12 protein-coding genes and 1 other RNA gene are annotated in these 13,490 nt (G+C 63.6%); 6 read left to right on the top strand and 7 right to left on the bottom strand.

Annotated elements, in window-relative coordinates; genetic code table 11:
• Positions 1–266: 266 nt before the first annotated feature.
• The gene (locus GGR62_RS11005; protein WP_184407943.1) at positions 267–461 is read left to right on the top strand and encodes a hypothetical protein; all 195 of its coding nucleotides are present in this window, start codon (positions 267–269) and stop codon (positions 459–461) included.
• Positions 462–485: 24 nt separating this feature from the next.
• Here the strand turns inward: GGR62_RS11005 and GGR62_RS11000 are convergent, their stop codons facing one another.
• Positions 486–1,700, bottom strand: coding sequence for an FAD-dependent oxidoreductase (locus GGR62_RS11000; RefSeq protein ID WP_184407942.1), 1,215 nt, complete (start codon positions 1,698–1,700; stop codon positions 486–488).
• Between the two features lie 303 nt (positions 1,701–2,003).
• Here GGR62_RS11000 and GGR62_RS10995 point away from each other — a divergent pair, with 303 nt between their 5' ends.
• Together GGR62_RS10995 and GGR62_RS10990 are read left to right on the top strand one after the other, a co-directional pair.
• Positions 2,004–3,299, top strand: coding sequence for a histidine kinase (locus GGR62_RS10995; RefSeq protein ID WP_184407941.1), 1,296 nt, complete (start codon positions 2,004–2,006; stop codon positions 3,297–3,299).
• Positions 3,296–4,072 carry a LytTR family DNA-binding domain-containing protein gene (locus GGR62_RS10990; protein WP_184407940.1) on the top strand — a complete coding sequence of 259 codons (777 nt, stop codon included), beginning with the start codon at positions 3,296–3,298 and terminating at the stop codon, positions 4,070–4,072. Before GGR62_RS10995 ends, GGR62_RS10990 begins: the two co-directional genes overlap by 4 nt.
• 4 nt (positions 4,073–4,076) lie before the next feature.
• Here GGR62_RS10990 and GGR62_RS10985 read toward each other — a convergent pair.
• Positions 4,077–4,152, bottom strand: a non-coding RNA gene (locus tag GGR62_RS10985) — sX9 sRNA.
• A gap of 98 nt (positions 4,153–4,250) precedes the next feature.
• Between GGR62_RS10985 and GGR62_RS10980 the strand changes: the two genes are divergently transcribed.
• Both GGR62_RS10980 and GGR62_RS10975 read left to right on the top strand, forming a co-directional pair.
• Entirely contained in the window at positions 4,251–4,622 is a 372-nt protein-coding gene (locus tag GGR62_RS10980) for a hypothetical protein (protein WP_184407939.1), read from the top strand.
• A 481-nt stretch (positions 4,623–5,103) separates the two neighbouring features.
• Positions 5,104–6,699 carry an APC family permease gene (locus GGR62_RS10975; RefSeq protein WP_184407938.1) on the top strand — a complete coding sequence of 532 codons (1,596 nt, stop codon included), beginning with the start codon at positions 5,104–5,106 and terminating at the stop codon, positions 6,697–6,699.
• Between the two features lie 515 nt (positions 6,700–7,214).
• On the opposite strand, the gene GGR62_RS10970 is transcribed toward GGR62_RS10975, so the two are convergent.
• Complete coding sequence (locus tag GGR62_RS10970; RefSeq protein ID WP_184408056.1) at positions 7,215–7,925, bottom strand: hypothetical protein; 711 nt, start codon at positions 7,923–7,925, stop codon at positions 7,215–7,217.
• 279 nt (positions 7,926–8,204) lie between these two features.
• Here GGR62_RS10970 and GGR62_RS10965 point away from each other — a divergent pair, with 279 nt between their 5' ends.
• Entirely contained in the window at positions 8,205–9,158 is a 954-nt protein-coding gene (locus GGR62_RS10965) for an oxygenase MpaB family protein (RefSeq protein ID WP_184407937.1), read from the top strand.
• Between the two features lie 27 nt (positions 9,159–9,185).
• Here the strand turns inward: GGR62_RS10965 and GGR62_RS10960 are convergent, their stop codons facing one another.
• From GGR62_RS10960 to GGR62_RS10945, 4 genes are all read right to left on the bottom strand, one after another.
• Entirely contained in the window at positions 9,186–10,133 is a 948-nt protein-coding gene (locus tag GGR62_RS10960) for a hypothetical protein (RefSeq protein ID WP_184407936.1), read from the bottom strand.
• Positions 10,134–10,235: 102 nt separating this feature from the next.
• The gene (gene rffA, locus GGR62_RS10955; protein ID WP_184407935.1) at positions 10,236–11,372 is read right to left on the bottom strand and encodes a dTDP-4-amino-4,6-dideoxygalactose transaminase; all 1,137 of its coding nucleotides are present in this window, start codon (positions 11,370–11,372) and stop codon (positions 10,236–10,238) included.
• 58 nt (positions 11,373–11,430) lie between these two features.
• Complete coding sequence (locus GGR62_RS10950; RefSeq protein WP_184407934.1) at positions 11,431–13,068, bottom strand: hypothetical protein; 1,638 nt, start codon at positions 13,066–13,068, stop codon at positions 11,431–11,433.
• A gap of 4 nt (positions 13,069–13,072) precedes the next feature.
• Positions 13,073–13,447 carry an EamA family transporter gene (locus GGR62_RS10945; RefSeq protein WP_184407933.1) on the bottom strand — a complete coding sequence of 125 codons (375 nt, stop codon included), beginning with the start codon at positions 13,445–13,447 and terminating at the stop codon, positions 13,073–13,075.
• Positions 13,448–13,490: the final 43 nt, after the last annotated feature.

The following is a 13,490-nucleotide window of genomic DNA, read 5'->3' as shown; positions in this document are numbered from 1 at the left end:
CGACCTGTGCCGTGACGCAGGCGACAACGCCACCAAGACCATCTGCATGCGCTGCACATCGCACCCAATCGTACCGAGGTTGCCGAGCACGCAAGCAAGTGCAGGAGGAGCATGTCGGTGGCGGATGCAGGCACCGCTGCGCACGGCGCTACCTGTGCGCAACGATGCGGCCGCCGCATCGGCAGTGCATTGCAGCGAGCTGCTGCCTGCACGCTCTCGCGCCAGATGCGTTACAACGCAGGCTGACCTTCGCACCGGGAGATGCCATGACGCCGTTGGACAGGCCGCTGCGCCGAGAACTGCAGATCGGCGAACAGACCTATACGTTGATCCTCGATCCGCAAGGCTTGAAGCTGGTCGAGAAGGGCAGGCGCAAGGGCGTGGTGCTGCGGTGGGACGAACTGGTCAGCGGCGATGCGGCTCTGGCCCGCGCATTGCAGGCCTCACTCAGCGACGGCTGATGTCGTCAACGCTTGCGAGCCGGGTCAGACCGAAGGAAATAATCGCGCCAACTCACGCACGGCCGCTTCCGAAGCCGCGCGATCGGCGCTGCCATCGGCGTTGTTGAAGTCGTTGGCGCCTTGCGCCTGCACCAGCAGTCCATCACGGCGCGGCACCACGTTGAGATTGTGGCCGCGCCAGATCAGCCCGTAGGTCACTTCCGGTTGCGGGATCAGGCGGGCGGTCTGGCCACGCACGGGGATGACGCTGTCGTCGCCAAGCAAGGCGCGCGCACCATAGCCGGTGGCATTGACCACGATCTTCTCGCGCAAGTCGCCGAACTGGCGCGGGTGCTCGAAACTGCGCGTGTAGAGTTCGCCGCCAGCCTGCAGAAAGTCGTCCATCAACAGCCGCGCATAGGCGCTGATATTGAAGGTCATCTGGCTGTAGCGGCGTACGAACGGCACCGGAAACGGATGGCTGCCCGGCGCGACCGGCTGCGAGTGCGGGCCGAGGTCGGGGATCAGTTCGCGCTCCAGCGACGGGTAGTCCGGCTCGTGCGCTTCGGCCGAGGCGATCGGCTGATCGAACGGCACATCCGACAACGCATAGCCGTCGCGCCATTCGATCGGCTCGCCCGGCAAGCCGAGCAAGGTCTGGTAGCGACGAAACGAGATGCGCGCCATCTCTTCCCAGCGGGTCTTGAACTCCGCAGTGGCGTGTTCGCTGGTGCATATGCGCGAGTCCGGCGACCACACCCCGGTGGCATAGAACGAGCGCACGTCCGGCAAGCGCTCGCGTGCATAGATGCGCACGCGCAGGCCGGCGCGTTGCGCCACCAAGGCGGTGGTCAGCCCGATCGCGCCGCAGCCGATCACCGCCAGCTCGCGGGCATCGGCGTCGGCCGCGCGCACCAGTCGCAGTGCATGTTCGGCCGCGCCCCACGACAACGACCAGCCACTGCCGCCATGTCCGTAGTTGTGGACCACCGTCTTGCGGCCGATGCGTTCTGCCTCGATCCGCGGCCCCTGCGCACGGAATGGCCGGGTGCAGCCACTGATCGCGATGATGCGATCGACCGATGCACGGATCGGCGCCAATGGCAGCGGCGCCGCGAACTGGCCCGGCAGGACATCGCCTGGCGCAATCGGCACCGGTGTGGACGACACCCCGCCGGGGCTGCGCGCTGCGGCCCAACTGCCGGTGGAAGCGGCCGCGAGGGCGAGGCCGGCGCTCTGCAAAAAATGACGACGGTGCATGCGACTCCTGGAGCGTTGGGGGTGAGGATGTCAGCGGCGCGCTGCGGCTGGACGTATGTGGCAGCAGCGCAGCGCACGCGGCAGCGAGGGTGTTGCGCGGCGACCGTCATCGACGGCATGCCGGCACGGCCGAGTGCGCCAAGCATACCGTGCGCGCCTGCACCTGCCACCGCTCGGCAGTGGGGGATTCGCTCCGCGATCCAGGCGGTTGAAGGCGCCCCGGCGGCCATTCGTCGCCCGGGGCTTTCGGCCGATCGCTTGCCGGCTATGCTCGGCGCGTCCCATCCACCGAGTTGCCCATCCGTGTCCGCCAGCATCTTCCTGATCGTGCGTATCGTGTTTGCCTGGATCGCGGCGCTGGTCGTGGCCGGGATCATGTGGGCGCAGCTGTTCGGCTCCACCGGCTCGTTCTTCGCGCTGATCTGCATCGTGCTGCTGACGCTGGCCTTGATGAGCGCGGTCACGCATGTGCGGCGGGTCCGTCTGATCGCCGGGCGGCTGGATCACGACACCTTGTCGACCCGTCAGCGCCGGCAGATCGAAGTGCCGCTGGACGTGCAGGCCAGCTTCGCCGTGGTCGAGGACGCCGTGCGCGCCCTGCCGCGCGTGCAGGACATCGAATGCGCGCCAGGCAGTCTGCTGATCCGCGCCAAGGTACGCCGGATCGATCCGTACGAAGGACGCCAGCCCTCGCGCTGGAATCTGTTTGCGCGCTTTGCGATCAAGCGCAACCAGGTGCTGGTGACGATCGCGCCGGGGCAGGGCACCAGCAGCGTCACCGTGCTGTGCGAGCCCGATGCCGGTGCCTGGGTGGACCTGTTCGCGGTGGACGAAGGCAGCAATTACGAAAACGCCGAGGCGATCAATCGCGCCGTGGTGCGCCGGGTCGGCGAGCAGCGTCGCGACGAACAGGCCGCCGCCGAGCAGTCGGTGATGGAAAAGGAGTTGGCGGTTGCGCGACTGAACCTGCTGCACGCCCAGGTCGAGCCGCATTTTCTCTACAACACGCTGGCCAGTGCGCAGGTGCTGGCGCGCACCGACCCGCCGCGCGCGGAGGTGATGATCGGGCACCTGATCCAGTACCTGCGTCGCTCGCTGCCCAGCGCCGACAATGCGATGTCCACGTTGGGCGATGAACTCGAACGCACCCAGGCCTACCTGGAAATTCTGCGCATTCGCATGGGCACGCGCCTGGCCCTGCAGGTGGAAGTGCCTTACGAGCTGCGCGCCCTGCAGCTGCCGTCGATGATGTTGCAAACCTTGGTGGAAAACGCCATCAAGCACGGTCTGGAACCCAAGCCCGGTGGCGGCACCATCTGGATCCTGGCGCGGTGCCTGGACGACCAGGCCACGCTCACCGTGGCCGATGACGGCCAGGGCTTCAACAACTACAGCCAGGGCACCGGCATCGGCCTGAAGAACCTGCGCGAGCGGTTGCAGCTGATCTACGCCGGCAAGGCGAGCTTTGCCATCGTGTCCAATTTCCCCAGCGGTGTGGCCGCCACCCTCAGCTTGCCGCTGCCGGCGCAGTTTGCCGCAGCCAACGCGCCACCACCGTTGACTAACGCGCAGATCCCCGCCGCGCAGGTACAGGCATGAGCGCGCTGCGTGCGGTGATTGCCGAAGACGAAGCGCTGCTGCGGCAATCGCTGATGACGCTGTTGGCGCAGGTGTGCCCGCAACTGCAGATCGTCGGCGAATGCGAAGACGGCGCCAGCGCGCTGGAAACCATCGCCGCGCAACAACCCGATGTGGTGTTTCTGGATATCCGCATGCCCGGGCTCACCGGCATCGAGGTGGCGCGTGCGCTGCGCGAGGTCAGCCCGCGCACGCAGGTGGTGTTCGTCACTGCGTACGACCAGTACGCCATCGATGCGTTCGAACACGGCGCGGTGGACTATCTGCTCAAACCGATCAGCCGCGAGCGGCTGCAGGCGACCTGGCAGCGCGTGCAGCAGCGCGCCGCCGCCGGCCAGCCGGATGGCAGCCTGCTGGATGCCTTGCTGCAGCGCCTGTCCGCGCGCCCGGCGGCGGCCAGCGCACCACCTCCGCTGGCCTGGATCACCGCCAGCAGCGGCCGCGAAACGCGGCTGATTGCGCTGGAAGACGTGGCCTATTTCCAGGCCGATCAGAAATACACCACGGTGATGACCGCTGCCGGCGAAGCGCTGTTGCGCACGCCGCTGCGCGAGTTGCTCGACGTGCTGGACCCGCAGGTGTTCAAGCAGATCCACCGCTCCACCATCGTCAACATGAAGGCAGTCGCCTCGGTCGTGCGCGAAGACACCGGCAAGGGCCGGCTGGCGCTGCGCGGCCGCAGCGAAACGCTCACCGTCAGCCAGCCCTTCATGGTCTTGTTCCGCGGCATGTAAGAACGGCCGGCACCACGTGGCAAGCGGTCTTCAGGTGGGTATGGACGGCGCGCAGGAACCGGAGTGTCCGAGTGGTACACGCCGATTCCGAGCACCGGCCTCGCCCGCCTGATGGCTGCAGTCGTTGTGTCAGCCGCTCCAATGTCCCCCAATCGCATCGACTGAAAGGACTGCTGCTATGCGCCTGATCGCCTCCCTGGTGTATTGCCTGCTCGCGTTGGCCGGCTGCCACGACCGCAACGGCACCACCTCGATCACCCGTGCCACTGCCAATGGTGAGGATGTGATCTTCAGCAAGACCCTGGCCACCGCCACCGAAACCAACGTGCATTGCCTGGCCAGCAGCAGCGGCCACTGCCATTACCTGGTGTATGAAGAACACTGCCTCGCAGGTATGGCCGGCGACACGGCAGCACCCCCGGCGTGCGCGCGCAAGACCCTGGACAGCTTTGCGCTTACCCCCGGGCAAGTGCGCGCGTTGCGCGGCATCCCGCGTGAGGCGCGCACCTGTGTGGATATCAGCGCACCCGGCGCCGATTGCCATGGGTAAGGCACTGGCCTGGTCGTGATGGCGTGGTCGTGCATCGATGACTGCGCCAGCAGGCATCGCGCTGCGATCGATCCCGCCGCCCAGCCGCGCCGCGCCGCCGCATGCCCTGCCGCGTGGTGGCAACGCGTTCAAACCGGATCGTTGGTTGATGGCAGGGATCAGCGTTGTTCCGCTTCATCGCGCAGCGTGAGCATGCCTTGCTGAAATCCGGCCGCGCGCAGCGCGGACAGGCGCACTGGCATCTAAAAGGCCGCGTCGCGGTGGCACCGAGACCCTGCCCGTGATCTGGCCCAGCCGGCGGGGTCGCTGCCGTTTTTCAGTACCCAGTCGCGTGAGCGAACCCGACCAGCCCGGCCATCTGTGCACCACAGCACCGGTGCAATACGACCTGATACTGAATACGCACTGACGGGCAGCGGCCGCTTCTGCGATCATTACCGGCTTGTTGCCGGTTCACGGCGTCCTCACTGCCAGGCTCCTCATGTCCGAACATTCGCTGCGCCGCGACGTTGGCCCCTTCGCCCTGATGCTCACCGGTCTGGGCTCGATCATTGGTTCCGGCTGGTTATTCGGCGCCTGGCGCGCCGCCGGCCTGGCTGGGCCGGGCGCCATCTGGGCCTGGATCCTGGGTGCGGCGATCATCACCACCATCGCGTTGTCCTACGCCGAGCTGGGCGCCATGTTCCCCGAATCCGGCGGCATGGTGCGCTACAGTCATTACTCGCATGGCTCGCTGGTGGGCTTCATCGCCGGCTGGGCCAACTGGATCGCCATCGTCTCGGTGATCCCGGTCGAGGCCGAGGCCTCGGTGCAATACATGGCCTCCTGGCCATGGGCCTGGGCGCAGGGGTTGTATGTGCAAGCACCCGGCGGGGCGGGGGAGTTGTCGGTCCCCGGCCTGCTGATCTCGGCGGTGTTGGTGCTGGTGTACTTCTTCCTCAATTTCTGGAGCGTCAAGCTGTTCGCGCGCTCCAACACCTTGATCACCGTGTTCAAGCTGGTGGTGCCGGCGGCGACCGGCGTGGCCTTGATCGCCAGCGGCTTCCACAGCGAGAACTTCAGCGTCGGCATCCACGGCGATGCGCACGTGATCGACCTGGCCGCCGTGCTCACCGCCGTGGCCACCGCCGGCATCGTCTTCAGCTTCAACGGCTTCCAGAGTCCGGTGAACCTGGCCGGCGAGGCACGCAACCCCGGTCGCAGCATTCCGTTCGCGGTGCTAGGGTCGATCGCGCTGGCCACGGTGGTCTACGTGATCCTGCAGGTGGCCTACATCGGCGCGGTGCCGCCGGAGTTGCTGGCCAAGGCCGGCTGGCACGGCATCGATTTCCGTTCGCCGTTCGCCGAGCTGGCCATCATCGTCAACCTGCATTGGCTGGCGATGCTGCTGTACATCGATGCGTTCGTCAGCCCCAGCGGCACCGGCATCACCTACACCGCCACCACTGCACGCATGGTCTACGGCATGGAGAAGAACGGCACCATGCCGGCCGCGTTCGGCAAGTTGCATCCGGTGTGGGGCGTGCCGCGCGTGGCGATGTTCTTCAACCTGGCGGTGTCGTTCGTGTTCCTGTTCTTCTTCCGTGGCTGGGGCACGCTGGCGGCGGTGATCTCGGTGGCGACCATCATTTCCTACCTCACCGGCCCGATCAGCGCGATGGCGTTGCGTCGCCACGCACCGGAACTGCATCGCCCGCTGCGCATCGCGGCATTGCCGGTGCTGGCCGGCGTGGCGTTCGTCATGGCCACCGAGCTGCTGTACTGGGCGCGCTGGCCGCTGACCGGCGAGATCATCCTGCTGATGGTCGTGGCGCTGCCGGTGTACTGCTACTACCAGGCCAAGCAGGGCTGGCCGGACCTGCGCCGCAACCTCAGGGGCGCGGCCTGGATGATCTGCTACCTGCCGGTGATCGCGCTGCTGTCCTGGGCCGGCAGCAGCGATTTCGGCGGCCATGGCTATCTCAGCTACGGCACCGATCTGGCCGTGGTCGCAGCTGTGGGCGTGGTGTTCTACATCTGGGGCGTACGCAGTGGTTGGCGCACCCCGTCGGTGGAACAGGCGGTTGCGCGGGCTTGAGTGGGGCTGCGCATCTGCCTGAGAACGCAATGCCGAATCCGTGCAAGATCGTTCTGCATTCGCTGCACGGCCAACGGCCAGGGCTGGCAGCTCTGGTCGCCGACTGGATCGCCGAAGGTGTCAACGACGTCGGTGTGGTCGGCGTCGATGCCGACCGCATCGAGAACCGGATCGATGACTTGTGCGTGGGAGATGGCTCGGCACCGTCTCATGCTCACCGCGGCGCATCGCCCGGACGAGTCGCTGGAGGATGCTGTGTTCTTGGCGGAGCTACTGACCGATGAGTTTGCAGGCCCTGTTCGTGTGATTGAGTTCTAGTCGTTCGAATGCGCTGGCGCCACCGCGTCGTTCGACGCCTGCTTCAAAGGCTCAGCAAGGCCATGCCACAGCGGCTCGACGCACCCAGCGTGCTTCCAGGGTGAACTGTCGGTGTTGAAATGCAAAACGGCCGATGGAGCTCCATCGGCCGTCTTGCATGCGAGTCGGGTTCTCGCCTGTGATCTGTGCCCAGGGCTTCAGGCGTTGGCCACCAGCCGTGGCGCGCCATCGAAACGATCCAGATCGCGCAGCAATTCGGTGTAGCGGCGCAGGCGGCCCATCTCGCGCATGTTGACGATGTCCTCGTGGCGCAGCTCGCGCTTGGAGGTCACTTCCTGCTTGTAGCGCAGCACTTCCGGGTAGCGGCGCGTCATGTCCAATGCATCGGCAACGCACTCGACCGAGTCGGCATCCGGCGTCACCCGCGCGCGGCTGTTGAAGGCACGCAGCCAGCGCTCGAAACCGGCGCTGTGGTCGAACAGGTCGGCGATGTACCACATGACGAACAGGATCGATGCCCACGAGGTGAAGATGATCACCACGCGGCTGAAAGTGAGGTGGTAGTCGTTCTGCCAGAGCTGGTGCGTAATCACGCCCAGCAGCACCAGCGAGATCGCCTGCCAGCCGATGATGGAGGCGATCACCCACTGTTTCTTCGCCACCTTGAGCAGGTTGAGCTCTTCGTCGAGCTGCTCGTCGGTCGTCTCGCGCCAGTGGGCGACCTGCTCGTCGAAAGAGCGCCGATGGAGTGCGTTGTCCTGCAATAGCAGGCCTAAACCTTGGAACAAAGCGATCATGACAAGCTCCCGACGGTTGGCTGGTACGAACGACTTGCTGCACTGGCGGCTGCCGGTGCCCCTGGAGCGACCGCTGCCACGGCACGCTGTGCAGGTGTGGCGATCGGACAGCCCTAGTTCTAGCACTTTCGCTGCGCTTGGCAATGCCCATGGCAAGCCGATGGCGGCGAATCCTGCGCACCCGCGCACAAAACGCTGAATTCAGGTGCTTTGCCGCTGCGGACGCCGAACTGCGTGCGCGCCACCGCAGCGTTCTTGCTGCACTGCACACCCGGCACTGCGTCGACAGGGGGCGTGACCGATACGCGGAGCATGATGCGATGGGCGTGAGCCGCCAGGAGACCACCGCCAGCACACGACGTTTGCGCGTGGCTGGATATCATTGCGCCCATGTCTACCGTCATGCGTGCCCTCACTGCCCCCGCCGCCGAACAGATCCGCCGCTGGGTGCTGGGCGCGTTCCCGCGTGGCCAGAGCACCATCGAATACGACCAGCCACTGGGCGACCCCGGCATCTTCGGCCCCGACAGTGTCACCTGGCGCGTGCATTCGGAATTCCCCGGCATGCTGTCGGGCGGGTTGTGCGCGCTGATGCTGCAGTTGTTGCACCCGCGCGCGCTGGCCGGCGTTTACGACCATTCCAACTTTCGCGCCGACCTGGTGGGGCGCCTGCGGCGCACGACCAACTTCGTTGCCGGCACCACGTACGCCCCACGCGGCGAAGCCGAGCAGTTGATCGCCCGGGTGCGCAGCATCCATGCGCATATTCGCGGCCACACCGCCGACGGCGTGCCGTACGACGCCAACGATCCGTCGTTGCTGACCTGGGTGCACGTCACCGAGGCCTATGGTTTTTTGCAGGGCTGCCGACGTTACTGCCGGCAGGTGCCGACTGCCATCGCCGACCGCTATTACGACGAAGCGAGACGCGTGGCCGAAGCACTGGGCGCCGCCGATGTGCCCGCCAGCGAAGCCCAGGTTGACGCGTATTTCGCCAAGCTGCGCGGGCAACTGCGCATGGACGCACGCTCGCGCGAAGTGCTCGGCATCCTCACCAGCATCCAGTTGCCGGTGCCGGCAGCGGGGTTGTCGCGTGGGGTCTTCCTCGGCGCCGGCACGGCCTTGTTGCCGGGCTGGGCCAGCGACATGCTCGGTCGCACCGCGACGCATCGCGCGCAGGCGCGTGCATCGGCACGCCTGATGCGCAGCCTGTCGCCACTCTTTCGCACTGCACTACGCGATGGCCTCTCGGCGCGCGCATGCCGCCGCATGCAATTGCCGCCCGCGATGCTGCTGGAGTGGCCCGCCGGCGTTGATTCCATGCAGGACACGCTAGAGGATTAGGCGGCGCTCACAAGCAGCAGCCAGCGACTACCGGCTGGACACCGACGGTGCATGGAACTCATCGCCTTCGAGCACTGCAAGCCCGAATCCGCTGCGGCCGTAATCGTTACCGTTATAAAGCATATAGCGTTGGCCAGCGTGGTCGAAAACGAATGGATACTCGATCATGTCTGAGTCCCAGCCGCTCTCCGAGGGCGAAATTCCGGCGTGTTCGTCAAGCCGTTGCCAGCGCACTCCATCCAGGGACTCGGCATAGCCGATGCGGTACGCCTGCCCACGGTACGAGTACCACATGCGCCAACGATCCGCGTCGCGTATGACAGATGGACGAGAGATGGCATATTCCTGCGCATCGATAAAATCGATGGCGACGGTGCCGTCGCGGTTCCAGTGGATGCCATCGAGTGATTCGGCGTACTTGATGTGATAGCGATGCATCGGTTTCCCATCACGTAGCTCCCAGCCAGTGCAGGAGAGATACCACATGCGCCAAATATCGGTGTCTGGGATCACGCAGCAGCTTGCGCAGAAATGCGGTTCTTCTGGCGAGCGATCGACAATTGGACCTGGGCGATAACGACTGAACTGTTCTTTGTCAGTTTGAGACATTGCCAGGCCAATCGCATTGCGGAACGGCACCGTCACGCCCAGGTTCCAGCCTATGTAATACAGGAAGCGACGCTCTCCCTGTTCAGCGAGCCACGTCGCCATTGCGCCGCTGTCGTCGAATTCTCCCAGGTGGCCGGGAAGCAGGACCGGCTCTGATGCAATTTCGAGCACCTCCTGCGGATTACGGATGTCGATCACGATCCAGCTGGTCACGCTACGATTGTGTTGATCACGGCTACTGAAGTAGATGCGATAGAGATCTGCTCCGATTCGCTCTGCAATCGGTACCGCAGCATGCGTCACGAGCCAAGGGCGCTGCCCTTGTGCGTCGAAGACCAAGCCTAGTTTTTTCCAACGTTGTGGCATGAAGCGAGCTTCTCTCTCTCGGGGGTAATGGCTTGTCATGTCGCATCGACTATCCCCTGCTTCGCAAAACCGGCGCGGGAAGCAGGATGACGACGGATGCGCTCAAGCCAACGCGCGCTGCAAGGCCTCGATGACGCGATCCTGTTGCGTTTCGCTGAGACCGGTCCATAGCGGAAGCCTCAACAGGCGCTCGGCTTGGCGCTCTGTCACCGGCAGGTCGCCTGCTGCATGACCATGGCGTCGCCCGGCCGGAGACGTGTGCAGCGGGACATAATGGAACACGCAACCAATACCCTGCGCCTTGAGCGTTTCCAGAACCCGCTGGCGTTCGCTTCCATCATCCAGCAGCACGTAATACATATGCGCGTTGTGCTGACAGTCATCCGGCACGATGGGGCGTCTTAATGCACCGCCGTGCTCGAGTGGTTGCAATGCGTGATGATAGCGCTGCCAGGTCGCCAATCTTCCCTGGGTAATGCGTTCTGCTTCTTCCAACTGCGCCCAAAGAAATGCAGCAGTGAGCTCCCCCGGGAGGAACGAGGATCCCACCTCCTGCCAGGTATATTTATCGATCTCTCCCCGGAAGAAACGGCTACGGTCTGTGCCCTTCTCACGAATGACCTCGGCCCGTTGCGCAAGCGCTGGATCGCGTACCAGCAGCGCCCCTCCTTCGCCGCAGATCACATTCTTGGTCTCATGGAAGCTGTATGCGCCGATATGGCCAAGCGCGCCTAACGGGCGCCCCTTGTAGCTTGCCATGACACCTTGCGCAGCATCCTCGACGACGTGCAGTCCATGTCGCTGTGCAATGTCCAGGATAGGATCCATTGCACACGCGACGCCGGCGTAATGGACTGGCACGATGGCGCGCGTACGCGACGTAATCGCTTGCTCCACCAGGGTCTCGTCCAGATTCAAGGTGTCTTCGCGAATGTCCACAAATACAGCGACGCCGCCGCGTAGCGCGAACGCGTTGGCGGTTGAGACAAAGGTGTAAGAGGGCATGATGATCTCGTCGCCCGGCTGGATATCCAGCAGCAAGGCAGCGATCTCCAGTGCCGCCGTGCAGGAGTGCGTCAGAAGCGCGCGGTATCCGGTGCGCGCTTCCAGCCATCCGTGGCAGCGGCGGGTGAACGGTCCATCTCCGGCGAGCCGACCATTGAAATGGGATTCTGCGATGTAGTACAGCTCCTTCCCCGTCATGTGCGGCCAGTTGAAAGGAATGGTGTCGGTCGTCATGCGGCGAATCCATAGGTTGAAGACATGGGCTGTGATCGGGATGAGCGATGCGATCGGGTCACTGTTGGATGCAGCGTCGCCTGGTTGCGTGGAGATTGGCTGATTGCCAGTTCTGCAAGATCATCGGTGTTCCCTGCAAGCGTTCACGGCAATAGGTATCCAATAAATCGAATAGCTGATCGTTGCCAAACAAGGTAAGTCCGGAAGGCTGTTTGAACTGGGTCACCAGGCCGCGCCCTGCACGTGCCTGACTGGCCGCGACAGAATTTGGAACAAGCGTGAACGCGCCCAGAGAGTAGAGCTGGTACTGATGGGTTCCGGCCACCTTGCCCAGCACCGGGTAGGCCGCTTCCAGCGGAAAGGTACTTCCCCAGCTGGCAACCGATCCATGCGGTAGCCCACGCAGGTTCTGACGCATCAGCATGTCTTGCTCGTGTGTCGCCCGTGAGGCGGCAACTGCATTGACGGAGGCGAAGCCGGCCGCCACAACAAGCAAGGCAGCGATAATGCGAGACGCTCTGTGCGAGGTAGATTGAGCCAGCATCGGAGCAATCAACAACAGGGAAAGTACCGGCACATAGACGCGAATGACACCGGGACGACCAAGAAACCCTAGCGCGAACATCGCCCCGATGCAGACCAGCCAGGCAAGTCCGACACGCTTGTTTGGCCTCAGTAACGCCAACGCCACTGCCGGAATGAGGAGCGGCAACAATACCGGGTGCAGCAATGTCCGCACGCCCTTCCAGCCGGACTGCAGGCCACTATCGCGTACCAGCACAAATCCAGCGTCTGTGAGCATGGCCGTCAGCGCGTTGGGATTGGCTAGCTCCGGATCGACAAAGAACCATCGCGAAATCAGGGTGAGGTCATTGGTCGAATAGCCATATCGTGCAAGCAGCTCAGGCCGCTGTAATAACGACTGGGCTGCACCAAAGTCGGTGTACGGGGCACGGCTCAAGTTGAGTTCACGAAAGGCTTGCCAATCAGCCGTTTGATACGCATGCCAATCCAGCCACCAGGCAATCAGCATTGATAATACAAGTGCACACAACGCAACCCAGTGGGCATCGATTCGTGTCAAAGCGCTACTCTCGCGCAGCGATCCAGGGCGGCGGCGTGGAGATTGCGGAATGAACCAACCCAATAGCGGAAACGCAACCGCCAATACCAACATCAACTCCTGGCTACGAACCAGATAGCTGAAAAAGAACAGCACTACACCACACCACAGGGCAGGAAGACTGCGCTCACGCGCATGGACGGCGAGACACACCAATCCCGCGACGGCAAGCAGACCTGCGTTGACGGTGAACTGCGGAAACACTGTTGGCCGCACCAGCAACAGCAATACCGCAGCCGTTGCCGTCAGCCAATGACTGCCAAGGCGCATGAGCCCATGCAGGATGACTGCACCGACCAATACCAGAACGCCTAGGGTCGCGATCGAATAACCATTGACGCCCGCGATGCTAGGGAGCGCGCGCACCAAATAGCCCCAGACCACATTGGAGAAGACGATATTCGGACTGCCGTTTGCCGCAATACCGTAGCCATGCGCTAGCATCGACATACCGACGTCGTCGTTGGTCTCCCAGCGTGGCGGGAGGAATAGACAAAGCAGTCCTGTCAGCAGGCTACAGAATGCGAACGCACTTGTTTGCGCCAGACGCATGCGTATTACGTCCTTGGCCATTGATTCAGCCACGCGCAGCGACCATGGTGCCCGCCACAATCAAGCCGACACCGATCAGTCGCTGCCAGGTCAATGGCTCGGATAATAGCCATCCGCTCAGTAAGACCACTATGACAAAGTTCAGGCTCATGAAGGGGTAGGCATGACTGAGTTCAAATCGGGTCATTGCCGCCATCCACGCGAGCGATGCGAGAAATGCCGCTGCAAATCCGGAGAAGATCGCTGGATCAAACAGTAACGTCACCAAGAACTTGAGCTTGGCCAATGTTTCGGTTGGCAGAGCCCCGAACTTGGCGATCCGCCATTTCAGGATCAGCTGTCCATAGACAGTGAAGACAATTGTGGCAAGAATATAGAGATAATCCAGTGGCCGGGCCATCAATGGTAGCTCCACCCATGTGTGGTCATTTTTATCTCGTAAG

The organism is Xanthomonas sp. 3075, assembly GCF_014197275.1.
GTDB classification, from domain to species: Bacteria; Pseudomonadota; Gammaproteobacteria; order Xanthomonadales; family Xanthomonadaceae; genus Xanthomonas; species Xanthomonas campestris_B.
The sequence above is the reverse complement of the archived record's forward strand: the minus strand, read 5'-3'. Positions and strand labels throughout refer to the sequence as shown.